Below are 26176 nucleotides of genomic sequence, written 5' to 3'. Positions count from 1 at the left end.
CAGTTGCCAATGGGCTTAAGAGCACTTTATCTTGGCGGCGAGCCAGCGCATGTCACTCACCCTTGCTTGGCACGACGACTATTGGATCCTTCGATCACATCCTGCCGCAACACCATGGCAATTCGTGCCGCCACCGATGTTGCCTTCGATGGACCATCGACGTCGCATTCCCATACTATAATCACGCGCCAACCATCGTCTTCAAGCTGCCTCACGACCCTTTCGTCGCGCTCGACATTACGAGCGAACTTGTTTGCCCAGAAGTCGGTGTTCGACTTCGGTGTCGTCGCGACCTTGCACCCAGGATGGCGATGCCAGAAGCAGCCATGGACGAATATCGCAGTCTTGTACTTGGCTAGCACGATATCCGGCTTGCCTGGCAAGCGGGTGCCGTGCACTCGGAAACGAAAGCCAAGTTGGTGGAGAGCTCGCCTCAGCGCAATCTCGGGCTTTGTGTTGCCAGATCGGATGCGCGACATTCGCTCGGAACGCTGTGCGGGCGTCATTGTGTCGACCATGGCCTCACTCTCCCCCAGTCACGCTACGGGCCTGAAGTTCGAAAAATGGGAGGCCCTTGACGATCTCGCCAGACACGTCGAAGGACTTATAGAGGCATTGATGGACCTTGAGCGACTTTACCCGTTCGGCCAAGTCCGCGGCGCCTCCCGTCAATCCCAGCGCCGACAACTCGGCTGGTGTAACGTTCGGAACCTTGTGGATGAACCACGTGAGCAGCGGCTCCCGGTAATCGGTGGCATTGACTTTGAAATGCCGTAGATATTGCGAGGCAAGTATCACTCCCGTGCCGAACTCGCGGCCCTGCAGGAGCAGCTTGCGCAACACGTCGAACTCGTAGCGCATGATGTTGTCGGCTTCGTCGACCAACAGATAGGAATCGATCGCGCGAAGCTGCGGCTCCTCGCCTATGAATGGACGCTTAGGCACGCGCAGCATGTTTTCGTAGAACATGTTAAGCATGATCGCCACCAGCATGTTCTTGCTTCGATCGTCCTGGCCCAAGGCGTCCAACGATACCACGACCACCCCGTCCAGGAATTGATCGAATGGCACGGCATCGCCGGCGTCCGGAACGAAGATTTCCATGTCGATGAGATCGTCGATGATGGCCATCGGCGAGTCCGACTTACCGTCGAGCAATTCTGCATAGGCCGCGTGGACGTCGCGCAAGGTCGGGGGCCTGCCAGCTGGCGAAGACTCGTAGGCCGAACGCACGGCACGCTTCAGCTTGTCGCGCTGCACCGGGCCAATTCCAGTGTAGATCTTATCGAGGACATCAGCGAAGAACCGGAACCGGTCCAGCCAGGGCGCAGCTACGTCGCCAAGCCCGCTCGTGTCGAACAGGTTCAAAGGAAGGCGATGGGGCTTAACCACCCGCGCGCCGGTAGCCGCGACGAAATCCGGGCTGCTGTAGTCGCGCTTGTAGTCGAAGATCAGGAATCGCGGCTGGATCCCCCGGTTGTCGGCCGCCGAGCTGGCGATTTGCAGGATGAGGGACTTCAGCAGCTGCGTCTTGCCGGTGCCAAGGTCGCCGACCACGCCCATGTTCAACTGGTTGAGTCTTGTGTCCGAGACGTTCAATCCGATCTCGCCGGGGCGGAAGCTATCGATCGTCGTGCCGATTGAGAGCAGGACGCCACGAGATGCATCGCTAGGTGAACGTTCGGTCCCAGGGATGAGACCTGATGACGCGGGGGGAGATACCACGCTGGCGGACGGGCCAGCCGCGACGGCGACACCCGCTTCTGTCGCCTGCGTCGTCGCCATCGCTGCCTCGATGGCAAGCCGCGGCGACGGTACTGGCAATGGATCGGCGAGGTCGGGGAGGAAACCCCATTGGCCGACCCTTTCCCTTACTCCCGCATAGAATGAGGCAGGGTCGCCAGCCACGACAAAGCCAGCGTCGCCATTCCCGATCGTGACGGTCTCGTCGAACCCGTCGTCGTCGCGGTCGCGGACCCCGCTACGCGGGCTGTCGTCGACGATGATGAGGCGTCCGCGCTGGTCGACCGAGACGCACGGCACCGGACCCAGGATCGCAGCCGCGATGCGTTCGTGGATCGCGGACCATTGCGCTTCGCGCCCGGCGACATCCGGATGCTGGCTGTAGACCCTCATGCCGAATCCGATGATCGATAGAAGCAGGTGCTGGAAGCCAAGTGCCCACGCGACCGGCTGGCCCTCGTGGGGCAGCATGTTGGAAAGAAGGCGCGAGAAGGTCTTGGCTTGTTCGAGCGCATCGCCGACCTCCGAGGCAGGGAAGGTCGAGCCTAACCGGCACTTCACCTCGACGGGGGTGAGATGAATTCTCACTTGCCCGCCCGAGAACCGTGCCCCGATCACTAGCAGGTCGGGCCGGGAGAGGGATGTTTCCTTCCTGTCCTTGCCAAGCGACCTGGCAAGGTCGGCGAAATAGCCGCGAAAGGGATCGACTGGCACGATGATGCAAACATTGACGTCCTCGCCCTCGCCGTCGATCACCGGAAGCAGGCTTCCTTCAAGGTTCGCCTGGCGAAAGCGGTCTTGGAGCAACCTGACGGCAACGAAAAGACCGAGGTCGCCCGTTGCTCCATGGTTATCGCTCGAAAGGCCACGGATCGTCGGGATGCCCCTGCGGGCGATCTCGAGGAGGAGGTCTTGGACGCTGTCCCCGTCCATGCCCGCGCAAGACGGCAGCCGGGCAAGGACCTTGGCGAGGGCTTCGCGATCCGCCTGCTTGACCTTGGAGAGAAGGTAGTAGCCGTTTGTATCGCCCGCACGATGGGAATAGGAGGGCATGTCGTAGTCCCAAAGGTAGGCATTCTCAAGCCATCCCCCGAGAAAGCACGCGGGATCGATCGCCGACGATGATACGGCGACGAACTCGGCGTTGCGCGACTCAAGCATGTCGCGCACCACATTCACATTCGGGGCGAAGCGCAAGCCGGTCCGCCGCTCGCCCAGGTTTTCCATGGTAGCGATGCAGGCTCCAATCTTGTCGGCTAGGACCGACCCAGATGCGTTGGCCGGGAGGGATTGCCGTGTCTCGCTCAAGAAAGCCCCGGGGAGTTGGCGGCGTACGCGATGGCGTAGCAAGCCACCATGCCCAAGGGGTGAGCGGCCAGCGACGGCCGCTGCACTTGGCTCCGACATGTCCAGCTGCGCTATGATCCCGAGGTCCGGTGTGGCTCGGGCGGGTTGCCCATCGAACCACCGGACGCTGTTCCTCGTATCCTCCGACAGATTGGCGATGGTAGCATCGTCTGGCCGGGAGCCGGCTGACCGGTGGTCGTAGATCTCGACGAGGCGCGGGCCTGCGGCCTGCCGAGGCGTCCGGCCGTTCCCGTCTCGATATCGGTTCGAACACCATTCGACCAAGCCTTCGTTGCATGCGTCCGTCGTCCCGCCTGCGCTTTCGACGACCAGACCGACAACTGGTTTCGCTGCTAGGAGGCCTGATACGTCATCCAAGGCCCTAGCCACCTGAGCTGCGCTGAAACCAACCGAGATGCCACCGACGGAGATGCCGAAGGCATCGCCGAACGGCGCGATCTTGGACCGGCTAGGTAGCCGCCCCAGGCGATCGCCATTCCAGAGGACGGACCAATAGTCGGTCCCGTTCTCGACCGCCAGGTAGTCCACGTGCTCGATACCGCCGGGGGAGCGAAGCGACATCGTGAGAACGTCCGGTACGCAATCCGGATCTAGCACACTGGCAGCCGGGCATGGCTTGCCGAGCGTGTCGGCCTCGAGAAGGACCTCTTGCGCCAGCGACTGCCATGCTATGCGCAATGGATGCAATGGTGAAAGTATGATCGCGTCTGGGATGCGTGCCAACGTCCGGCCATCGTCCTCCAGCGTGGTGACGACGGCCACGTCCACCCAGCAGGCGACATCGGGGGAAGCTGCAAGCCACGCCGCGTAGGAATCCAAGTACGTCTCGACGAGCGACCGAAATTCCTCGTCTCCCCGTAGCCACTTGCCAAGCTCCGCGGCCTCGGCAAGGCCGGTTTGGTCGCCGGTGCCCCGGATGCGGGCGGCGATCTTCCTGCGTGCTTCCAGGAAGCCTGCGGGTGGCTGGAATTCGGTCGCGTCTGGGCGCGGATCGTGCAGGAACCGCCCGCTCGAGAAGATGGGGCCAGTACCAGCGCCCCACGGTTTCTGCACCCAAGCGTCGACGTAGTCGTTTGCCAGGACGACTGGAAGGAAGGACTGGTCGACGGCATCTTCGGCAAGCATCCAATCCTGGAGGCTGGAGCATCGGGCGCTTCGGTTGAGTTGTACGACAGGCTTGGCATCCGACGAGTCGACGAGGCGACGATTGACGCGGATCAAGCGCTCGAATTCGCTCCTGCATCCTTGCTCGACCACGTCTTCCACCGAGATGAACAGCCGGCAGGTTTCCCGGTCGACGGATCCATCGACAGCATCGCGCTCGAAGCCGATGTCGAGCTGGTAGTTGGTCTCGGCCTCCACTTCGATTTGATGGTGTCCCGTTCTGACATTTCGAACGGGCAGTTGGTCGACGGTGTCGATGCGATCCTGAACGTCGTCGCCCGTCCCCTCCGCAACGGGGTCGACCCGGATGCCCGGGGAGGTGAAGACGAGGATTTCGTAGCGTCCACCGCCTGGCACGACCATGCTGGTCTCGAGTCCCGGCGTGCTCTTCTGCCTGCGCGGCGGCCTGCGAGGCGGGGTGAGCTTGCGCGCAAGCCGACAGGCCACGAAGATTCCAGGCTGCCAGGTGGAGAGGGATATTACCTTGATGGTGCCTGGCTTGAAGCCTGGTGCTGACGCCGCGTAGCGCATCGGGGACCGGTGCTGGGGCAGCGATTCGTCCATCAGGATCGCGTCGCCATCGCCGATGACCACCTTGCCGATCTCATTGCCCCTTGGACCGCGCTCGATCGCCAGCACAGTGCCGCGGGCCCGGGCCCCGACCGCCTCGAACGCCAAGGCGACGCCGCCCTCGACGACGATCGGCATTCCCTTGCCGAGGTGGACGAGCGGGTTCGAACAGCTGATGTGGATGTCGCCTTGGGCACCAGCATCCTCGGTCAGCAGTTCGGTCCATTTTTCAGCGGTGAGGGCGATCCACCAATCCGGGACGACGGGAAGCTCCAGTCCATTGCCGGGCGCGTAGTAGGTCGCCGTCGCGCGCTCGAACGCAGTCGGGAGGTCGCATACGCTGCGCAGGTGCGCGAGGAATGCATCCAGATGCTCTAGGTCCTCTTGGTCTGCATTGTCCTTGGCGCGCCGGATCCCAGGCCCGAAGCCATCGGACATCGCGTCGGCAACCTTCTCCAAGACGCCAAGTTGCTCGCGAGCGGCAAGGCTGCCGTCGCCGAGCGGCGGCATGCCACAAGCAAGGCTGATCTTCGTCCCTGGCGCGAGGCCAGTTTCCGTTCCGGCTGACTCGAACAACCGAGAAATGACCCGCCAGGCATTGCCACGCTGCGTGCGCTCGGGGTCGAGCTCGTCGGCGGCCGCGGCTGCACGCCCCACCAGGACGCGGGCCTCCTCCCGTTGCGCCTGGTCATGGAGACCACAACGAGCGATGCCTTCCTTAACGAGGTCCTGGATGAATTCGTCCGCCCACCAGTCCTCGAAAGCCACGTTGCCACCGTTGTTTGACGCGGCGACGCCGAATTCGTCGGTCGTGGACGTCACGGAGCGCATACTGTGCTGGCCAGGCGGAACGAGCGCCAGGAACGTTGGTTGCGACGGAGAGTTGCGAAGGTTGAGGAGGTGGGTGTCGTCGCACGGGCCCGACGCGCCGGCGGGTGGGTTTGCCTCCCCGGGTGCCAAGGCGGGGAGAAGCAGGAGGACGGGCACGAGCGTCGACGATCCTGCCAGCATCTCGAAGACACTCGACATTATCTCGGGCGGCGGGCCATGGAAGATCAAGCGACCCTCGGCATTGCCGGCCAAGGCCTGCTGGAGCTTGTCATGAACCAAGTCGTGGATGGACGATGCGAGGTGGTTCATGCAATGGCCTGCTTCACGGCTGGAAAGGGAGGCACGAGCAACATGCCGCTTTCCGCGTCCGGGCTATCAAGTACGAGCCCCAGCATTCGCAGTTGGTGGCCGAGGTCGTTCGTGGCTATGTCGCGATGGTCGACGGAAATTCCGTAGGCGGACAGGTGCTGCGACAGGCGGCGTACCGACCGAGGCCCGGTCGCGCCCGAGAGCGAGCAATGCACCAACGCAAGGATCGCCACCGGCCCCATGCCGACGACCCAGGGAGCGCCATTCCCGTTACCGCGCTTCCTTATCACGAACCCCTGGTCGTATCCCCTCAGGACGGGGCTGGCTGCCTGCCGCTGGCCCAGGACGTGACGGCCGAATTCCATGATGTTCGAACCGATCCCCTTCTTGCATAGTAGCGTACGAGTCTCGCGCTCGGAGACTTCCGCGAGCATGTCGGCCAGGCCAATCGTCGCCAGGGCCCTGGAATTGCGGCGTACGAGGTCGCAAAGCTCCAGGACATCTCGCGCTGACGAAAGGCCATGCCCTCCTTCCTGGACGGTGTCGAGCGCCCAAAGGGTTGCGTTCAGCCCGAGTCGAGCCTGCAGGAAGGCGGCGGCCCTGTCCTTCATGCCCGGCAGTGCGCGATCGCCATAGGAAAGGAATTGGAAGGACCGGGGGAAGACCAATGCACGAGCTTCGTTGATGTCCGTGGGACCGCCACCATCCAGTGCGCTTCGTACGCAGCCCCACATTCTGGCATGGACATCGCAAGTCCACGTGACGTGCGCAACCGCCGCAAGCCTCAAGACGGCTTCCAAGAGGCTCGTCCACTGCCTTCTGGTCATCGCGGACTTCGCGGCGATCACCGTGCCAAGGTCCCGGGCAAATCGCCTCGCTGGGTAAGCTAGGTCCCTTTGGTCGTCCACGTCGAGGGTGAATTGCTCGTTGGCCGGCAGCAGGCCCCACTTGGGGCTGGGCGCCCATGCCTCTATTTCCGCCTGAAGGAAGCGGGCAAAGATATCGTCGTCATCGACGATAGAGAGCGCCTCGAAGAGCGCCTGCCAGATGGCCTCGGCTTGCTGCCGGTCGCGAGACCCGAGCCATATCATCCGCCTTACCAAGGCGCCAGCGGGCCACGAGTTCGCGCTGAGGCGGGCAGAGCCGGAGAACAGCGCCGCCTGCGGCACCAGAGGCGTGACTTGCACGAAACGCTTCGAGGACTGGTTGGGAAGCTTGGGGCTTTCGAGCACCGAATGCAGCAACATGTGAAAGGCGTCCGGATCGAGCACCGCGCCGTCCGGCTTCAGGCGCCGGTCGCGATGCCATTGAACCGCCTTGTCGATATCCCGGCCGCGCTGGGGAACCGTTCTCTCCGTCGCGCCCTCGAGGCCGACATGGCGATACAATGACGAAAGCAGGACCTCCGAGCTTGCGTATTCGGGCGCGGGCGACATCGCAAGTCCACTATTCTGGTAGGCAGGATGCGACGTGCGCCATGGTTCTTCCCGGAATCTTGCCAGGGTCATCGGGTCGCTCCATCCTTGCGGATGCCGAAACCAACACGTCGCTGCACCACGGAGGTATCGGGAGATCCTACCTGGATTCGCGCCCGTTCCAGGAGCTGGCCATCCCTCACGATCGGCCCGGCGAGCCGGGCACGCGTCGTGTCGAGGAGGGCAAGGACCGTTCGAGGCAACGAGGCAACCGACATGCCCTCCTCGAGTTCCCTGACGGCCTTGAACAGGTCGTACGTGAGCGCGATCGGCTGGCTCGACCGGCCGTCACCTACCTTGAGGAACGGGATTGGCGACGCCGGCCGCCCGCTTGCATTGGCCTGGAGGGGGCGGACCGACCGCGCGGGCACGACTAGCATGGCGCGGCGGGAGAGCGGCGGAAGCGGTTGGCCGAACGTGGTCGTGAGCGAGATCTCGAAATCCTGGTTCCGGTTCAATAGTTGCTCGACCTCGTGTGCTATCTCGTATAGGCCTTCGCCCTCGCCATCCTCGATCACCCTTTGGAAATCGGAGAGGATGGGCGCGTCAAGGACGGTCGCAGTCCTCGTGCCGAGGGACCTGCGCACCAGCCTGCAAGCAAAATCGCGAATGAACCTCTGGAGGTTCGTCGCGGACAGGGGGCGCCTTCGACGAACCCCTGGGCTTGATAGCTCGCCGTCGAGTCTCGCGAGTCGACCGATGAGCTCCACCTCCAGGCGCGTCAGGATCTGGAGCTTGCGAAGGTAGTCGAGCCCCTCGAGGACCGACCTGCTGAACCGTATATCGACCTCGCGCAAGGCAAAGCGCGTGTTGCGGGATGCTTGGACCTCCGCGTCGGGCGCGGCAAGCGCTGGGTCAAGCAGCTCGCCGAGACCCTCGAGCACGTCGCCGATCATGCTTGGCAGGTATGGCGCGCGCCGCGAGGACAAAAACCAGTATAGCCCCATTGCCGTGTTGTCGTCGTCCAGACCGAGCTCCTTGATGTCGCGTAGCAAGGAAGGCCCCGCGTCGCGGTCCCATCGGTGGAAGAGCGCATGCTGGTACTGGGCGGCGACCAACTGGAATATCGAGGAAGAAGTCTCGCGGGACGGCTTGCCTCCGCGGTTGGCCGTCTCGTCTAGGCCCGCAAGCCTTGCCGCCCATCCACAAGGCTCAAGCCCCGCGTCGCGAGGCGAGACCCTATGGCCAGCCAACAGGTAGGAAACCAGCGAGAACAGGTCCCGGAAGCTCCAGCGCTTGCCGCTTGCGACCTCGTACCATCGCAGCATCCGCAGCAATGACCCTTCGTCCCGATCGCGAGCCAACCGTTCCCGGCTTCCACAAAACGGGCAGGATGGGCCGGCTGCGCAGCTGCCGGCGGGAAGCCAGCGACTCTCCTCCAGCGCGTGGCGCACCAAGGATTTTGCCGGAGCCTCGCCGCCCCGGGCCGGTGGCAAGAGCAGGGATTCCGCGTCCATGGGCCACGCAGCGACAGCGGGGAACGAGTCAAGCGGCCAGCAGGAGGGGGCGTCGGGCGCGAGGCTGACGGCGCGGGTGACGGCTTCCAGGAGTTCGCGGGAGCAGCCCGAGCCTCGATCGATCGCCTCTATGAGGGCATCGTCCAAGACACCTCTGTTGACGCAACAAAGATATGCCTCGGTCTCCGGCGCCGATTGCATTGCCTCCAGCTCGTCGAGCAACAACTGCGCGGCGGGCCTGCCCGTGGCGTCCAGGACCGTGGACGCGTCCTGGACGATGGAGATCGCCAGCTGGCGCCCAGGGCTCCCAAGGGCCCCAGCATCGACGCGCACTAAGCGGGGGACGAAACCATCCCCGGCTGGCAGGAACGCCCCGGCAAGTGCTTGAACCAGCCGGTCGCTTGCGCCGAGCGCGCCGTCCAGCCAACCAATGGTGGATTCGATGGCCTCGGTCTTGCCGTTGCCCGGGCCGCCAACGAGCATCAATATCCGCGGCGCGCTTCCGGGCGCCTCGACCATCTTCCTGGCCCAATCCTCGAGCTTGTGGAGGAGGTTGGTCTCGAAGACGCCCCCGCCTGGTCGACCGCTTCCTTCGTCGAAAAGCCTGCGAACCCCGCCCGATCGATTGCCCGACCAATTGACCAATCGTGCTGGATATATGGCTCTCGTTTCGACCTCCACGACCGTCCGCCTCAGCCCATTGCCAAGGCCGGTCGCGCAAGCGGCTCGCTGGCATCGCGCTGGGCCGAGGAAACCTCGTCGAGCAGTCGCGCAAGCGCATTGCCGATCGCGCGGGCGAGAAGCGGGGGCACGGCGTTGCCGACCTGGGTATAGCGTGGGCACTCCTTGGTGCGGCGATCGCCACCAGTGGTGTATTTCCCCTTGAAGGTGAACCAATCGGGGAAGGACTGCAGTCTCGCATATTCGCGCACCGTCAGGATACGAGGCTCGACGTAGTGCAGGATGTCATCGGGAAGCGTCGTGACCGTCGGCGCGGGCTCACTTCCAGACAATGGGTAAATGCGATGCTTCTTCAAGCCATAGGTTTGGCGGCTAGCGTCGTCCATCCGGACGCCCCTTCGGCATTCCTTCAGGATCTGGGCAAACCGGCCTCGGACCTCGTCGGTATGCCGCGCGAGCCTCATGCTGTCCATCGAACCTTCATGACCGTCGTGCATCAGCTCTTGGTAGTGGGTCTTTGGCCCCCCGTAGCTTCCCTCTACGAAATGCCTGGGCGATTCCGGATCGATGCATTCAATGAGAGGGCTGCCAGCGGTCTCTAGGTCGGAAATCGCGTCGGACGCAGTCACCACTGGCGCCAGCGCGAGGAAATCCAACTGCTCGACCCTCTCTTCCTCGATTAGCTTGAATGCCCGTAGGATGCCCCCCTCCAACCAGTTGCAAAGATCCTTCCGCACGCCGATCGCGATCAAGCGCGAACGCTTTTGCGGCACCCCGAACTCGGAGGAGTTAACCAGCATTGCATCGACGTGGTAACCGGCGGCCGACAGGCTCTCGACGAGCTTGTCGTAGAATGAGACCTTGCGGGCAGTCGAGTCCAGGGGCTGGAGATCGACGACGTTGCGGCGGGCATGCGCGACACGCATGCCAGGGACATTCTCGATGATGAGGGCCTGCGGCTGCAGGGCCTCGACCATCTCGACGTACCTCTTGAAGAGTAGGTTGCGGGGATCGTCCTCGTTTCGCCGGCCGGCGAAGCTAAAGCCCTGGCATGGCGGGCCGCCGGCGAGCACGTCGATCGTCCCCCGTAGTTCCACCAAGTCTTGTAGGTGAAGTTCGAGCAACTCCTCTATGTCCCAAGCCTTCTTCTCGAGCCAGTCCGGCCAGTCGAAGCGGGTGGCAGCGCCCGGCCTGTCGAGGAGGTTGGCGGCGAAGGTCCGGAAGGCCATCGCGTCGCGCTCGATCGCGAAACGCCCCCTGAGGCCTGCTTGCGCCAGCCCCAGCGAGAGACCACCGCACCCAGAGAACAAATCGGCGAAGACATATTTTTTTTTCATGCGGAGAACCCAACCTTTAGTAGTCGTCCAAGTCAATACCCGAGTCGGCCTGCGAATGGCTTTTGAACGGCCCAGCTGCGGCATCGTGCCAGCGGGGGCTTTACTGGCGCTATCCAGTCCTTCAACGGGCGATCGCCGGGGTTCGTACAGATCTCGCCGCAACAGAAAGCAGGGTTTGCTTTGCAACTTGTAAAGAATCTGATTCTATAGGTAGTTGCAAGTTTTTAAAGCAAGCTGCATGGGGGAGGGGACGGCGGTGGCGATCTCGTACAAGGATTGCAACACTGCGCTTAACAACGTGTTCTTTGACGGGCGGCATGCGGGGCAACCGGTTTACCTAACGCTTGACAATGACATGCGCGAAGAGGTGGGAAGGCAATTAGGCGTAGAACCCGACCTCTTGGAAGACGCCATTTGCCGCCATATCGGCGATTGGCTCGAACGACGGGGAAACCCTTACGACACGATCGTCAGCGCCATGGAACTTTGGAGGCGCGCCGGGATGAAATCACAGCCGTTCTTCACGGCTGTGTTGTTCTGCCTTTCCCACGCAGCCACCATCATGGCCGCGGAAGGGGAGTTCGCGGCGAACAACTACTACATCCGCCTCTCCCAGGTGACCGGCATCGAGAGGCAGCGGTTGTCGCAGTATGGCTATGCGACCGATATGTTGTGGAGCGCGCTGCACGACTGGCTCGTGCTCAACAACTTTGGCCTCGGCAAGCCCACGGCGGTGGCTGCCACGACATGGAAATATGTCGGCAAGGCGATATCGCAAGCGGTGGTCAGGGCCAGCGACCGCGAACTATTCAATGACCTTTTCGAACGCTACAATTTCTCGGGTAGCGAGAACATCTCATTGAAGGAGATGGAGTTCTACCTGTCGCACTGGATCGCCGGGAGCAAGGCTAATTCCCGGCTCAGGAATGCCTGGGCAAGGACAGAGCTCCGGGAACGGGTCGTCGAGGCGGCACTGGCGCAACTTTCCAAGTGGAGCAGCGGGGACGCGGGAACGAGGATTGGCGTCCCAGCCTCGGCCGGAAGTGTGCGCCTGTCGCTGCTCGCGAACTTCGTGCAAAGATTCCCAAGACAGGTCCTAGAACTCCACCTTGGGCGAATGGCGAGCGAGGAATCCGCCGGTCCGTTCAAGATGGAGGGAGAAGGCGACGAGTTCTTCATGGCGAGTGATCGCTTCGGGGGCTATTCGACCCTCTCGCCATCTCCTCTCGGGCTCGGGATCGGCTCTCGCTGCCATCTTGCCGGCGCCCTGCCTGGGTTGCGACCCCTGGATTGGCAGCCGCGATTGGTGATCCCCATGGTCAGGTCCACGCAGGAGAATCTGTGGGCGGAAGTGGCGAAGGTGTCGTTCGGCGTTCCCCACGTCGTGCTCGTGCGCGATGCCCATGGGTTGCCGGGCAGGGTGGAGTCCTATCTTGCGACCGCCGCGATGAGGATGCCCGAGAAGGCTTCGCCCTCGGAACTGCCGGGCCTTCCCTCTGGCTGGATACTCTACAAGGACGTTCAGGTCCGGCAGCCCGAAAGGGTTCCTGGCGACGATCTGGAGTGCCTCGTGCCATGGTCGAACGATGGCGTGCTCTCGATTGGCGGGGGCATGCAGCTTTTGCCTAGCTTCTATCACGCCTCCAAGCCCGTTTCTGTGGATTTCCTTTCAAGCGCTGGACCGACGCGGATAGAAGCCTGGGCCAACGGGGCGAGCCCGCGCCTGCTGGCCAAGGTCGATGCCACCGGCAATGACTGCTCCCTCCCGTTGGATGCCGCGCAACTTCGGTTTCCGGATGGAATCACGCTCAGGGGTTTCCAGGATGGAATGGAAAGGGCCGCCGCCGAGGCGTATTTCAGGGACGCCGACTCGCCGCGCCCGCTTAATCGCGAAGGCAAGGGTGGTCTGGCATACATGTCCGTCGTCTCCGCCACGCCGGCCCAGGACAGCGTCGGCAAGGCGACGGTCCACGGCATGGAGCCAGACGAGGCGTTGTCTTCGCAAGGGGCGTCGCCGATCGACGCGTTGAGCATCTTGCCGGAGGGCTCGTTCGAGGAGGAGCAACAACCCGTCGCCGGCGCTTCACCGGTACGGCGGGCTTCGTCGGAGACCTGCATCGAACGAGGCTACCACTATTGGATCTGCGAAACGCTGCCGCCGGGGCGGCCCCGCAACACCCCCCTCGAGCAGCGTTGCAACGGGTGCGGGACGATGGTCGTCATGCTCCATCGTGGGACACCGCAGGCCGCCGGTGCCCTGCCCGCCTTGCCGATCCCGATCAGCCGGATCGGCCGGCCCGAGCCTCCAAGGGTCGATACGATCGATGCCGACGGTTTCCTCGACGCGCTTTGCTTCCTCGGGAGCGGCAGCTGGGGAAAGTTCCAGGCGCTTGCCGGGCTTGGCAACGATCCCGCGTCGACGTCGTCGCGACAGGTCGCGCAGGACTTTTCCTTGCTGGGCTTCCTCGACGTCGAGCTCTTCCCCGGTTCTAATGCGATCAAGTCGTGGTGCGTGCCCAGGGCGTCGGTCAACTTCATCGACGACGGCAAGGCATTCCTGTCGGGCTTTCGATCGCCCCGCCTCGTCGACGCCATCATGGACGCGACGCAGCGACACGGTGGACGTGCCTACCAGGAAGACCTGCCCGGGCGACCGCGAGCTATCTGGGTGGTCGACATGGACGGCGCCTCGGCAAGGTCGGCGTTCTCCGCGATTGCCGATCCGCTTGGACGGGACATCGCCATCCTGGAACGCAGGGGCGAGGCTCTGGCGGGTGCCTTCGAGTGGCTGGAAGGAATGTCCTCCAGCCTCCGGCCTGTCTCGATCGGCAGGCCAGGAAGCCTGCAGGCCTTCGATGCCCGGAAGGCTCGCTGGATGGACGCAGCACTGGCGTCGCGCCCCGGCGCTTATCGTTGGAACGACGGGTTCCAGGCGTATGCGTACGTCGCCCCTGACGGCTCCGCCTGGGCCGGGCCGTACCAGGTAGTCAAGGTGCTGGCCGCGCGCGACGATGGCGTCTTCCTTTGGCAGTACGACAAGGCACGGGGCATCTTCCGCGCCACCCTTGGCTGCGATCCCCCAGGCCTCCTGGGCCGGGCCTTGGTGGCGTCCTCGGGGTACCTCCCAAGGACCGGGCGCGGCACGATTTCCTACTCGAACATCGGTCCCATTGTTGCATCAAGCGTGCTGGCCGCGCTGTCCACGGAGAAACGTGATGAAGGCAATCATCGACGAAGCCAATCCGGCTAGCGTCATAGACTACATTCGCGACGCCTACCTGCGGTACTATGACAGTGCCTTCTGGATGCGCGACCAAGCGGTCATGGAGGAGCGGCGCGAAATACTGCTTGCGGACGGCGTGATGGCAAGGGAACCGCTCCTCGAGGCCGTGCCGCAGTATCCGTCGACCGACCCGATCGTCGAGGCATGCAACAAGGCTGGGCTCGACTCATTCGTCGGCGCAAACCTTGCCAAGGTGATCTTCGGCGCAAGCGATGTCACGCTCAGGAAGCACCAAGCCCAGTCGCTCGTCACGGCGATCGCTGGCGACGCCGAGGGGCACCGCAACGTCGTCGTGACGTCGGGGACTGGATCGGGAAAGACGGAAAGCTTCCTCTTGCCGTTGATCGCGTCGCTCATGCAAGAGCGCGCCGGCGGGGTTGGCGATGGTCAAGTCCATCGTTGGTGGAATTCCGCGCTTGCCAATGACGCAAAGCAGTGGAACCATTCCCGGTCTGGGCTCGACGGTACGGTCATGCCGGCCGTCAGGGCGATCGTGCTGTATCCCACCAACGCACTCGTCGAGGACCAGATCTCCCGCCTCCGCCAGGCAGCTAGCCGCGCGCTCCACCTGTTCGAGAAACCCTTGTTCTATTTCGGGCGCTACACCGGTGCGACGCTCGGCGGCACCTTCGTCCCACCCTCCCCGCTTGGCTCGAGCCACCGCTCCAGGATCAACGAGGTCGGGAGGGAGGTCCTCAAGATTGAAACCGAGGTCGCCGCGATCCGCGCCCAGATGGCGGCGCGTGGCAGTGAAGAGCGGGTCATCATCGACACGTGCAGTCAGTTCCAGGACCCCTCCATCGGCGAAATGCTGACGCGGTGGGACATGATCGCCGCTCCGCCCGACATCCTCATAACGAACACCAGCATGCTGAACATCATGCTCATGCGCGCCGAGGAATCTCCAATCTTCGACCAGACGCGCGACTGGTTGCGGTCGGATGCGAAGAACACGTTCACCCTCGTCGTCGACGAGCTGCACTCGTACCGCGGGACGCAGGGGACCGAGGTCGCGCTTGTCGTGCGCAACATGCTCGACCGCCTGGGGCTCGACCCGGCCTCAAGCCAGCTCAGGTGTATCGCCACCAGCGCCTCGCTCGACGGGGATTCCGGCAGGGAGTACCTGGAGCAATTCTTTGGTGTCGACCGGCGAACATTCTCGATCTTCCCTGGCGAGCCCAGGACGTTCTCCGTCGGGTTGCCGGTCGACCGAGGGCTTCTCTCGACCATGGGACCGGACCTGTTGGCGGGCGGGGAACGAGCGACGGCGGCGCAGCAAGAGATATCAAGGTCGTTCTCGCCACGCGAGGCGATTGCGACGGCATGCGCCATTGCCGGCCGGTCGCTCGCCACGGACCCGATGACCGGCAAGCAGCGGGATGTCGTGCGCCCGTCCCCGCTGCCGGAACTGGCCAGCGTGCTCTTCGGGGCCAGCGAGGCCCGCGAGGAGCTGACGGCGTTGTTGATCGCGGCAAAGCTGGAGGGTGACAGCACTTACGAGAGACCAAAGCCAACATTCCGCTCGCACATGTTCCTTCGCCAGGTCCAGGGCATGTGGGCCTGCAGCAACCCACAATGCACCGAGATCGAGGAGCGGTTCAAATCCCCGCGTCGCCGCTTCGGAAGGCTCTTCAAATCCCCGGCGATGAAGTGCGGCTGTGGCGGTCAGGTCCTCGAGCTCCTCTATTGCTATGATTGCGGGGAAGCCTTCCTCGGCGGTTACGTCGTTCCAACCACCGACCCGCTGCTGGCAAGCTTCACCTTTCTCGAAGCGACGCGGGCCGGCGAAGGCAACGACAAGGCCAGTCAGGTCAACGAGCGCACGATCGAGGAATATCGCTGGTACTGGCCGGGGGGAGAGCTGCCGAGGAAGCCGTCATGGGAGCACGCGTCCCCTTCTGGCAAGGCCGTCCGGATGCAGTTCCAGAGAGGAACCTTCAATCATTTTTCGGGATTGCTCAACAATGATACCAATCCCGGTAGTGGCTTGATCTTCTTCCCGCCGGCGTCCGGTCTCGGTCCGGGCGAAACGATTGCCGCATTGCCGGAAGTCTGCCCGTGCTGCCTCTCCAGCAAGAAGGCCATCAACGCGTTGCAGGAAAACCGGCGTGCCTTCTTCGCCGGCGTGGTCAAGAGCCCGGTGAGGGGCCTGAGGACCGGCTTGAATGTCACTACCCAGCTGGTGGCGGACCGGTCGATGTTCGCCACGGGCGACGGCAGCCAATCGGAGAAGATGATCGCCTTCACCGACAGCAGGGACGACGCGGCGGACCTTGCCGCGGGAATTGAGCTCAATCACTACCGCGACCTCGTCCGGCAACTGGTGCATTCGAGCCTCGCGCCGAAGGCGATTCCCACGACCACGGACCTCCTTGCCCATGTAGGCAGCGAACCCTCGGATGACCCGGCATTGCAAGCGATCGTCGACGCTGCGGAGCAACACACCCCAGGCATATTCACTGCCGTGAAGCTCAACAAGTTCGGGGTCGCCGACAAGGCTCAAAAGGCCTTGATCGCCGATCACGATGCGCGGATATCGAGCCCCCGCGTCGGTTGGCCCACCTTGCTCGAGGTCATGGCAACCAAACTCGTGGCGCTTGGCCAGAACCCTGCGGGGCCGCGCGCCAGCCGGGCGACCGACAGCGGCGAGGAAGACGGAACCCCCTGGTGGAAGTTCTTCAAGCCGCCGGTCCCCGGCGAGTGGGAACCCACAGCGCCAGACGTGGCCCAGGCCCGCCGTCGCGACTACATGGAATATTTCGCGGGCGAGGTCGCTGTTTCCTTGTTCGATAGAGCTGGGCGAGACTTGGAATCTATGGCGACTGCCTCGATCGAGGTAGAGGGAAGCCACGGGGGCCGGCTCGCCATGGACGAGGGCATCGCGAACGGCGTGCTTGCGAACATCGTGCGCATCCTCGGACACGCGCGATATCTGGCAGGCGAGAAGTCCAGGGGATCGACGTCGATCCCTAACATTGCAAGGAGCTATATCGAGAAGGTCGCGGGACTTTCCAACAGGGATCCAAGCGAGCTGGGCACGACTATTTCCGACTATCTCCAGCAGAAGGGTGTCATCAATGCCAACTGGCTGCTGCAGGTGACCAACCACTCGAGCCTGCCGATCGCGCTGGTCCCCCGCGGCGAGCGCAAGCTCTTTCGCTGCGACACGTGTTCGCGACGCACGATGCTGCTTCCAGTGAAGGCGTGCACGACGCCCCACTGCAGCTCGACCAGCTTCTCGGTCGTCGAAAAACCTGGGCAGGATTACTACAGCTGGGTGTCGCGCGAACCAGTGCACCGGCTCGCCGCCGCCGAGCTCACCGGCCAGACCAAGCCAATGTCGAAGCAGCGCAACAGGCAGCGCCTCTTCAAGGGAACTGCCTTCCTTGATGGCGAGTCGCCCCTCGTCCAGGCGATCGACGCGCTCTCCGTCACGACGACGATGGAGGTCGGCGTCGACATTGGCTCGCTGAAGTTGGTGATGATGGCCAACATGCCTCCCCAGCGCTTCAACTACCAGCAGCGGGTTGGCCGCGCTGGTCGAGCGGGACAGGCATTCTCCTATGCCGTCACGATCTCGCGCGGGGCAGCCCATGATGACTTCTACTTCAACAACCCCGAGCGAATGACGGGCGATCTCCCGCCGCAGCCCAAGCTAGACCTCTCGCGCCCCGAGATCGTTCGACGCGTGGTTGCCTCTGAATGCCTGCGCCGCGCATTCAAGAGCCTCGACCCGGGACCGGCCCGGAACGTCGACAGCATCCATGGCACGTTTGGACGAAAGGCGGAGTGGATCCCCGTCTATCGTGGCCCGGTCGCCGCTTGGCTGTCGACGTCTCCGCAGGTCGACGAGGTCGTCCACCGCTTGCTTTCCCACGCACCAATCGAGGACCGGGCGGCGGAGCTTGCCCGGTACGCACGGGCGCAGCTTGTCGTGGCAATCGACGAGGCCGTCGGCAATACACGGTTCATCCAGGACGAGCTCAGCCATCTCCTGGCCGTTGCCGGGATCCTGCCCATGTTCGGGTTCCCTACCCAGGTTCGCAGCCTGTTTTATGACAAGAATAGGCCATCGAAGCTGGAGGAGGTAGTCATCAGCGACCGTCCGCTCGACCATGCCGTATGGGCCTTCTGCCCTGGCTCGGAGATCCCCAAGGACAAGCAGCTCAATACGGCGATCGGCTTCGTCCTGAGGAGAGACGGGCCAAACGGTGTCCAGAATGAACCAGAGCCGCTCGGGCGCCCGACGACCTATACGCGTTGCGAGGACACTACCTGCAGCACCATCGCGGCCGGAGGACACGACGAATGCGCGACCTGCGGCGGAGCGTCGGTGCCGTTTCCACTTTACCAGCCGAAGGGCTTTCTCGGCGCTTATCGAAGGCGTGACTACGATGGGGAGCGGCAGCGTGGTCCTACATTGCCTCCGCCAGTTCGGGCGTTCGAGCAAGAGTTCGGGAACGAAGGTTGCGGGCCGATGAAGATTGCCTTCCGACCTGGGCCCGTGGCCGTCGTAAACGACAACGGGGGACGACTCTTCGAGTTCTTCCAGCACACGTTCGAGCGAGTGCTGGTCAAGGACGCGTCGCTCTACCGGGACGGCTCGCCTCCCTTGGATGCCAATGCCGCGACCGCCCCCTACGTCGACAGGGGAGCGATCGGCGCTGTCTTCACGACCGAGGTCCTGAGCTTCTTCATCGAGGGCGCGCCCGGGATCGGCCGCCTGGGGATGCTGGACACCCGCAACCAGCCTGCAGCGCGGGCGGCCCTCGCGTCGTTCGCGGAGCTGGTCAAGCTTTCGCTCGCGACCGCGCTCGACGTCGACCCGTCGGAATTCAGGGTTGGCCGCCAGGCCTTGCGCAAGGGTGACTGCGAAACGGAGCAGGTCTTCCTGGCCGACGCGCTCGAGAACGGCGCGGGCTATGCACGCTGGGCGTCGGATCCCGTGAACTTGGAGCGGGCCATCAGGGACTACCATGGCGTCGTATCACGGAAATGGCAGGCCGGTGGCCACGCCCATGATTGCGACCGATCCTGCCCGGACTGCCTGCGAAACTATGGAAATCGGTTTAGCCACGGGATCCTGGACTGGCGCCTTGGCCTTGACGTCGCGGATCTCGTCCTTGGCGAACCCCTTCCGCTGGATCGCTGGATCGAGGATGCCGAGTTGAATTCCGTCCAGGCTTTCGCAAGGTTCTGCGCCGATGCGGGAGTTCAAGTCCAGGAACGGCATGCCGGTGGCCTTTCTTGCGTTCGCCTTGGTCGCAAGGCGCTCGTGTTGGGGCATCCACTTTGGCACGTAGATCCAGGATACCTACAGCCACAACAGGTTCAGGCGCGGGACGAATTGCGCCTGGATGGCATCGAGGCCGAGTTCGTCGACGCACGAGACTTCTCGAACCGGATGGCAAACTACTACCTGAGGCTCCAGTCGTGATCGAGGTCATCGGGGAGCCGGGGAGTTCAGAGTACGAGGCCGCGCTCCTGGTACGCGATGCCCTGGCAAGGGCGTGGCGGGGGATCGAGACCTCCCCGCCCGAGGAGGAACACGTCAAGATCGCCTCCAGCGTCAAGCTTTCCGGGCAAAAGGTCAGCGACATCGACGTGGTAGTGGCGGGGCTATTCCGTACGAGGCGGTATGTCGTCCCCAGGTCGAATGCTAAGGACATGGAAGGCAACTCGATCGTCGGTGCCAAGGTGCGCGTGCGATCGTTCATCGTCGCGGTCGAGGTGAAGGACCACTCCTCGGGGGCGATGCGCATTGAGGCGGGGGGCGTCAAGGTCAAATATGGGGACGGATGGAAAAGCGCGACCGACCAGAACGACGCCCAGGGGCACGCCCTGAAGGAGCACTTTCGAGATACGACTGGTTCCAGCCCCTGGGTCTATCGCTGCGTCGCCCTGCTGGGTATCCCCGAGCTTCCCCGCGTTCGTGGCATCCCGCAACCGCCCGCGGGCGCGGTGCCGTTCTCCTTCGATGCGTTGCAATTCTTGATGGCGGCGGCATCCGTTCTTGGCATTCGCAAAATCAACGGCGAGCACGCAATAAGCTCCGGCAGCGACGAGGTGATGGAGAAGGTCCTTGCTGACGGCCTGTTCCAGGAGTTGAGGCCCTCATCCTTGGATCGAAGGCGGATGGATCGCATCGCGTCTCGGCCGCAGGTGGCCCGTGAATTGGCTAACCTGTTCGGAAGCCAGCGCGTCCACTTGCGTGGCCATGGAGGCACGGGCAAAACCATCCTCCTGTTGCAAGCAGCCTACGAGGCCTTTGTCGAACGGGGAACGCGTTCGTTGGTGCTCACCTACAACACGGCCCTTGCGGCGGACATCCAACGGACGATTGCCCTCATGGGCATTCCTGGCGACGGGGATGCAGGAGGCATCACCGTCCGGACCGTGATGTCCTTCATGTACTCCTGGCTAGGCCACCTCGGGCTCGGCAAGGATGGCGAAATCGACCTTCGCAGCTACGACGCCGACTGCAGGGAGGCAAGCGACTACTTCGCAAGCGGCGCCGTAGGGCCGCAGGAGGTGGAAGCAATCAAGAAGGCCCATCCATTCGAGTTTGGCTTCGACGCGATCCTCGTGGACGAAGCGCAGGACTGGCCCCAACCCGAGGCTGACCTTCTCGCCAGACTCTACGGCGGCAACGCGATTGCGTTGGCAGACGGCTTCTCGCAACTCGTGCGGGGAAGGGCGACGGACTGGAAGTCGTCGGTCGTCGGGGAGCCCAAGGATGGCGAGCGGAACTTGAGGGACGGGCTTCGAATGAAGGCTAGCCTTGCCAAGTTCGCGAACGCACTCGCCGACGAGGTGGGCTTGCAATGGAATGTAGCGCCCAGTGCCGAGGCGCCGGGAGGTAGGGTCATCGTCCGGATCGGGAGATATTCCGAGATGGAAGCATTGCAGCGCGACGTCCTGGCCTCGGCGATCAAGGCCGGGAACATGCCAGTCGATCTCCTGCACTGCGTGCCGCCATCCGAGGTAACGGCGAGCGGCGACAAGCGAAGCAGCTTGCTCGCCGGTGCCTTCCGGCGGAACGGTTGGATGGCATGGGATGCCGTCGACGAGGCTACCCGCCGGACCTTTCCCCGGTCGAGCGATGCGCTCCGGGTCGTACAATATGAATCCTGCAGGGGGCTGGAGGGCTGGATAACGGTGCTGGACGGCTTGGATGAATCCTGGCAATTGGCGCGGAGGGGTGTAGGCGGCCTGTCTAACGGACTGCTTCCGGTAGAACCAGCGGAAGCCGCGGCGTGGCTTTGGATCATGATCCCGCTCACCCGGCCGATCGACACCCTCGTCATCACGTTGCGAGATCGCCGCAGTCGCTTGGGGCAAGTGATAGAGGGCTTGGGGGAACGATTGCCTGACATCGTTGATTATGAACGCTAGGGCTCGACGTTCGCTAATGCGTACCATGAACATGTCTTCAATTGCAATCGGAGGGCTTAGTCAGGTAGCCCTTCATCCACGTCACGCGTTGTTTGTGGTACGGGCGCGGCGCAACACCACGGGAGTTGAAATTGGCTGGATACTATCGAGGATCGGAAGAATTACGCCAAAAGGTCATCGACACACTCGAGAAGCATGGGGGCGCGATGCAGAACTACGAATTGGCCCGCATCGCGCTGGAAGAAAAATGGCCGATCCATAATGAAAAGATGTGGGGAACGCATGGGCTGCTGAACACCCTGCGTGAGGACGGCCGGGTCGTCAAGGTCGCCCGGGGCCGGTATGCGTTGAGCGGAAACCAGGAAGCCACAAACGGCGGATGGAGCGTAGCCAGAAAGCGCATCTTGGCTACAACGAAGAACACAGTTGCCAACAGCGGAAAGACTGTTAGCCGTCGTCTCAAGACAAAGCAGCTTAACGCGATTGACCTGCTCCGCACTCTAGATGATCTTGCCGAGCGGCAAGCGTATCGTTGCGCTCGCACTGGGGTGAAGTTTGACGAGGCAGTGCCCGATTTGCGTGCGAGCCTGGATAGGATCGACAGCGCAGGACATTACGATGACGGTTCGATGATCGGGCGAAGGAGCAACCTCCAGCTAGTCACGCATTGGTATAACATGGCGAAGGGCACGCGGTCCGATTCAGCGATGCTAAGCCTGCTGCGCCTCCACGCGACTGCGTTCAGGTAAAGCAGCGAGTATGGCGCGCATCATTCGCCTCGATTCAATACGGGAGCGGCCTATGTAACCTAATCTAGTCGTTTAGACCTTTCTGGGCAGTCATAATATCACGTTGAATGCTCGATGGTGGTTGCGCGGCTGCAAGTTTTTCCCAAGTAGCATACGGTATGTCATAGGGCCAGATATCATATCAGTCAGGCATTTGCCTTCGCTTTACCAGCTGCCAACCTGATAACTTGTACGGCATGAATCACTTCTTTCCGTTTGTACTCGCTAACCTCCTCACTCACCCATCTCTCTTCTAACTCTCCTCTGAAGGCCAGCCAGTGCCCGCTCCACCATCCTCGTCAGTTCCTCGTACACAATCATCGTTCCGTACGCGCCGGCACCTGCTCTCACCTGGGGTGGCACCTTGCTTCCGCTCTTTCTGTGCCACCTTCTGATCTTTGGCATTTCCAACGCTCGTAGCTCTCCTCGCGCGTCCTCACGAATTTGCAGCCCAAGCACCCCTGCATTCAGAAACCTTTGTCTCTGGTATTCCTCGACCTTCTGCTTCACTGCCGCTGATGCGGCGGGCGAACTTGCCGGACGGATAATTGCGAAAGTCGGCTTCATGAATTGGAAGAAGCCTTTCTGCAGGCGGGTGATCCTTAGTGCTTCAAGGTCGCTGAATTTATCCAGTCCTATCTCCCTGCAGCCCTCATCTCCCAAAGTTACCTCAATCCGGACTCGCTTCTTGTGGACAGGTAGCTCATCCCAGGTGCCTGCAGCCTTGTTCTGCATGTCGAGGACCTTGTTCTGGATGCGCCAGAAAGCTCTTGGATTGTCTCGTTCGCCGACGTAGTAGGTGGAACCGTATAGGGCCGGGCGGTCCAATCCAGGTGTCATGCGGTTTCCGATATCGAGGCTGCTGTCACTATCATTGCGGCTCACCGTGTAGTCGGTGCTTTTGACGCTCCCAGGCATGAAACGCGGCCACATCCTGTTGCTCCTTAAGACCCGCGTCGTTGGGTAGAAATGCCGGACCAGGACACCGTGCATTCGCGCTCGAGCTTCCTCGCTCGGCTTTTCCGGGTAGAAGTCGATGCTGATTTCAATCCCACTGACGCTGGCCGGCGCAACGAAGCCATAAGCGCTCTCAAGGTCGCGGAGCACTTTCCGGACGGCCTCAAGATTTGGCTCCTGGACGCGCAGCTTGTATCGGGTAGCTGTCTTGCCGCCGCTAATATCCAAGGCTTCAGGATATTCTCTCCGGCCTGTCAGCTTTTCGATGCGGTCGTTAAGGTGCCAATACTGTGTGCGCCGAGACAGCTCGAAATGGATGTCGATCCAATCGATCACAGAGCGGCACTGGTAGGCTTTGAGATCGATCTGCGGGGTCAGAGTCGTCCGGTTGGCCAAGCGCGCCTGTGAGCTCCTGAGAGTCGTTTCCCCATATGTGAGTGTGACCGGATCTTGAAGCTTTCGATTTCGATACAGAATGATATCGTGCGGCAAGGCCGGCCTCCTGGATTACATTAGCAACTGACCAGCCATCGGTGCAGCATGAATGCCATCGAATGAATGGGTTGCCTAAGTGGATTCGGGAGAATGGAAAAGTCCGCTTTTGCCAGGCGCTCGACATCACCAGAGCCAGGGTAGAGGCCTGCAGTCGCTTACTGTTGCCCAAAAGCCTCAACTTTGAATGCGATCGCGCCGGCGCATCGCTATAAGTGCCATCAAAGATCACAGTAAAAGTCGGAACTTGGTGATGAACAATCAATCGGTGGCGAAGGAAAGCGGTAGTGCAACGGGCGAGGTGGTTGGTCTCAGCTTGAGCCAAGGTCGCCGAATGTCCGGCGATCCCTGAAGCTCAAGAAGGAGATTTATCATGAGCGACACCCCCGTTATTCCGTCGATGAATATGGCAAATTTCTGCCTGCCGTATCCGGACGAGCTTGCGAAGGAGTTCGGTGCTTCCGGCTTGGTAATGTCTATCCGGCACCTTTATGAGCTTCTCGCCAAGGAGGCCGACGACAAGGATCCCGTGGAAGCTGCTCTTCTGCGCAAGGTCGCAGGACATTACCACGACACCTACCCGAACGGAGACGTCATCATTCGCAACAGTCTGACGAATATTGTTGCCGAGAACGATGATTGGGATGATCTCACGGTCGAAGAGAAGATCCATCGCGGGAATGTAAACGCTGCGATCGCGAATGCTGATCGCATCCGCTACGAGCTGGAAATGATGATCGACAGCTACGACGATGGTGAAGAGGTCACCCGGATCCGCCGTGAGCTCGCGGCAATCTAAGTTTGATAACGGATGGGCCAGCCAAATTTTTAGCTGGCCCAAAAGGACAGGAGGCTTGGAGCGAACACACCGGCGCGGAGGTAGGCGTGCCGGCCAACAGATCCTCCTTTCATGTTGGGCCGCCGCGTGCGACCAATATCTAGATCAATCTCATAAGGCAGTATTTCCCGATCCGGAAATCATCTTAAATAGCTTCACTTGCGTTGCATTTGAGGACCTTACCTCATTTAGCCCGGATATGTTTTCAGCGTTGGTGGCCAACGTGCCCCGCGATCGATATCTGTTTTCGTGTACTTGAAAACGAAATTCTATCCGCAACCGTGGTCACAACTGCTTTGGCGTGCCATATTCCATGGCAGATAGTCGCATATGTACGAGGCAAATTTCGCGGCGACCCTTACATTTTTCATAAAAATCTGAAATCGGGCGTTTTTGTCAAGAAAACGTAAAGTTACGTCAAGGTGAAGCCCGGAAAAGGCGGCTTTCAGAGCCATTCGACCTTTACATCTACGTTGCCAAATCAGCTATTTAAACTCGAAAATCCGCTGTACCTTTACATATGCAAGATTTCGTAAAGGTCGGCGTAAAGGTTGTGTTAGCTCGATGGATACGATGGAAGGGCCAGCGACACATCTCAGCGGCTGAGGAGGATAGGTTCACCGGCACTCGGGGCGTGCAAAAGACATCCCCTTCAAGGTTTGTCCCTTGTCTAAGACTTCGCTTTTTTTGGGGTGCCTTTTGACCACTTTTGCTTATCGGTCGGAGTATACGCAGGCCCAGCGCCGTGAAGAATTCAAATCCGTTTTTTTGAAGTATTGGCTGTGAACAAATGCCAGAAGTAAGTAACGGCTTATTTGATTTGGACGATTTTACTGCACTATAAATAGGCTCCCCTGTCGCTGAGGAGCACGGCATGAGTGTTTATCCTATTGATGTCGTAGAAAGGCATATTCGCCAAAACCACCCGGGCTGCCCTGATTTTGCAGTCGCCTATTTCTCAAGATTGGTGGGAGAGCGTGATTGGCGGGATGCCTCGCTTGGTCAGGCAGTAGGCATCACCATGCAGACATTTCTCCGGCACGAGATGACAGACTACGACACGCTCCTTCTCCTCGGTATGGATCGAAGCGAGGCCCGCAACCGTGTACAGCCACGGATCGACGCTATGCTGAAAGTTTGGCGAAAGAAACCCAAAGCCCGCAAATCAAAGAAGGTGGTGGAGGCAAACAATGTCTAAGCGCGAAAGGCTGGCGCTTACGAGGCTCATCGCCGCTCGCATCACTGAATTGGGAATTCCACAAAGAGCCTTCATGAAAGCAATGGGCTTCAACGAGCAGGTGACAACGGTCCGCTATATCATCGGCGGATTTGACTTGCAGATTTGGCAAGTGCCCCCTGTCGCACGACTGCTGCAACTGGATGAGGGGGAAATTCTCCTGATGTGCCTGGCTCAATTTTTTCCCTATGACATGGAAGTTTTCAATCGTCATATCCGCCCTGATCAGCGCGAAAGCCTCAGTTGAGGGG

At 61.6% G+C, this 26176-nt stretch carries 13 protein-coding genes; 7 read left to right on the top strand and 6 right to left on the bottom strand.

Translation table 11 applies throughout. The features are described from left to right. Window positions 1-56 precede the first annotated feature (56 nt). The 5 genes from vsr to J7U39_RS16045 form a co-directional block, all read right to left on the bottom strand. On the bottom strand, window positions 57-518 hold the full coding sequence (gene vsr, locus J7U39_RS16065) for a DNA mismatch endonuclease Vsr (protein ID WP_210629092.1): 462 nt from the start codon (window positions 516-518) through the stop codon (window positions 57-59). A 4-nt stretch (window positions 519-522) separates the two neighbouring features. Further along, a complete protein-coding gene (locus J7U39_RS16060) occupies window positions 523-5985 on the bottom strand; it encodes an ATP-binding protein (RefSeq protein ID WP_210629091.1) in 5463 nt (1820 codons plus the stop codon). After that, on the bottom strand, window positions 5982-7421 hold the full coding sequence (locus J7U39_RS16055) for a hypothetical protein (protein ID WP_247241678.1): 1440 nt from the start codon (window positions 7419-7421) through the stop codon (window positions 5982-5984). Before J7U39_RS16055 ends, J7U39_RS16060 begins: the two co-directional genes overlap by 4 nt. A gap of 68 nt (window positions 7422-7489) precedes the next feature. Then, window positions 7490-9436, bottom strand: coding sequence for a hypothetical protein (locus J7U39_RS16050; protein WP_247241677.1), 1947 nt, complete (start codon window positions 9434-9436; stop codon window positions 7490-7492). A 173-nt stretch (window positions 9437-9609) separates the two neighbouring features. Continuing rightward, window positions 9610-10935 carry a DNA cytosine methyltransferase gene (locus tag J7U39_RS16045; protein WP_210629088.1) on the bottom strand — a complete coding sequence of 442 codons (1326 nt, stop codon included), beginning with the start codon at window positions 10933-10935 and terminating at the stop codon, window positions 9610-9612. Between the two features lie 256 nt (window positions 10936-11191). Between J7U39_RS16045 and J7U39_RS16040 the strand changes: the two genes are divergently transcribed. The 4 genes from J7U39_RS16040 to J7U39_RS16025 all read left to right on the top strand — a co-directional run bounded on the left by J7U39_RS16040 (window position 11192) and on the right by J7U39_RS16025 (window position 22362). Further along, window positions 11192-14185, top strand: a complete 2994-nt coding sequence (locus J7U39_RS16040) for a hypothetical protein (RefSeq protein ID WP_247241676.1) — start codon at window positions 11192-11194, stop codon at window positions 14183-14185. Next, complete coding sequence (locus J7U39_RS16035) at window positions 14151-19655, top strand: DEAD/DEAH box helicase (protein WP_210629086.1); 5505 nt, start codon at window positions 14151-14153, stop codon at window positions 19653-19655. Before J7U39_RS16040 ends, J7U39_RS16035 begins: the two co-directional genes overlap by 35 nt. Continuing rightward, complete coding sequence (locus J7U39_RS16030) at window positions 19652-21613, top strand: DNA/RNA helicase (protein ID WP_210629085.1); 1962 nt, start codon at window positions 19652-19654, stop codon at window positions 21611-21613. The genes J7U39_RS16035 and J7U39_RS16030 overlap by 4 nt, the downstream gene beginning before the upstream one ends. A 131-nt stretch (window positions 21614-21744) precedes the next feature. Then, window positions 21745-22362, top strand: coding sequence for a hypothetical protein (locus J7U39_RS16025; RefSeq protein ID WP_210629084.1), 618 nt, complete (start codon window positions 21745-21747; stop codon window positions 22360-22362). Between the two features lie 273 nt (window positions 22363-22635). Here J7U39_RS16025 and J7U39_RS16020 read toward each other — a convergent pair whose 3' ends face one another. Next, window positions 22636-23850 carry a hypothetical protein gene (locus J7U39_RS16020; RefSeq protein WP_210629083.1) on the bottom strand — a complete coding sequence of 405 codons (1215 nt, stop codon included), beginning with the start codon at window positions 23848-23850 and terminating at the stop codon, window positions 22636-22638. A gap of 373 nt (window positions 23851-24223) precedes the next feature. On the opposite strand from J7U39_RS16020, the gene J7U39_RS16015 reads away from it, so the two are divergent. The 3 genes from J7U39_RS16015 (at window position 24224) to J7U39_RS16005 (ending at window position 26172) form a co-directional block, all read left to right on the top strand. Then, window positions 24224-24649 (top strand): hypothetical protein, encoded by a 426-nt coding sequence (locus tag J7U39_RS16015; RefSeq protein WP_210629082.1) that lies wholly within the window; start codon window positions 24224-24226, stop codon window positions 24647-24649. Window positions 24650-25562: 913 nt separating this feature from the next. Further along, on the top strand, window positions 25563-25886 hold the full coding sequence (locus J7U39_RS16010) for a DUF2293 domain-containing protein (protein ID WP_210629081.1): 324 nt from the start codon (window positions 25563-25565) through the stop codon (window positions 25884-25886). Continuing rightward, window positions 25879-26172: a hypothetical protein gene (locus tag J7U39_RS16005; RefSeq protein ID WP_210629080.1), complete on the top strand. Its 294-nt coding sequence runs from the start codon at window positions 25879-25881 to the stop codon at window positions 26170-26172. Before J7U39_RS16010 ends, J7U39_RS16005 begins: the two co-directional genes overlap by 8 nt. The last annotated feature ends 4 nt before the right edge of the window (window positions 26173-26176 follow it).

The sequence above is a fragment of the Rhizobium sp. NLR16a genome, from assembly GCF_017948245.1.
In the GTDB taxonomy this organism is placed as follows: domain Bacteria; phylum Pseudomonadota; class Alphaproteobacteria; order Rhizobiales; family Rhizobiaceae; genus Rhizobium.
Note: the sequence above shows the minus strand (reverse complement) of the source record. Positions and strands in the feature narration are given on the sequence as shown.

Coding starts and splice junctions, on each gene's coding strand:
- J7U39_RS16015 (WP_210629082.1), top strand. CDS start 24,224: ATGAGCGACACCCCCGTTATTCCGTCGATGAATATGGCAAATTTCTGC.
- J7U39_RS16045 (WP_210629088.1), bottom strand. CDS start 10,935: ATGAAAAAAAAATATGTCTTCGCCGATTTGTTCTCTGGGTGCGGTGGT.
- J7U39_RS16005 (WP_210629080.1), top strand. CDS start 25,879: ATGTCTAAGCGCGAAAGGCTGGCGCTTACGAGGCTCATCGCCGCTCGC.
- J7U39_RS16050 (WP_247241677.1), bottom strand. CDS start 9,436: ATGGTCGAGGCGCCCGGAAGCGCGCCGCGGATATTGATGCTCGTTGGC.
- J7U39_RS16010 (WP_210629081.1), top strand. CDS start 25,563: ATGAGTGTTTATCCTATTGATGTCGTAGAAAGGCATATTCGCCAAAAC.
- J7U39_RS16035 (WP_210629086.1), top strand. CDS start 14,151: ATGAAGGCAATCATCGACGAAGCCAATCCGGCTAGCGTCATAGACTAC.
- J7U39_RS16055 (WP_247241678.1), bottom strand. CDS start 7,421: ATGTCGCCCGCGCCCGAATACGCAAGCTCGGAGGTCCTGCTTTCGTCA.
- J7U39_RS16060 (WP_210629091.1), bottom strand. CDS start 5,985: ATGAACCACCTCGCATCGTCCATCCACGACTTGGTTCATGACAAGCTC.
- vsr (WP_210629092.1), bottom strand. CDS start 518: ATGGTCGACACAATGACGCCCGCACAGCGTTCCGAGCGAATGTCGCGC.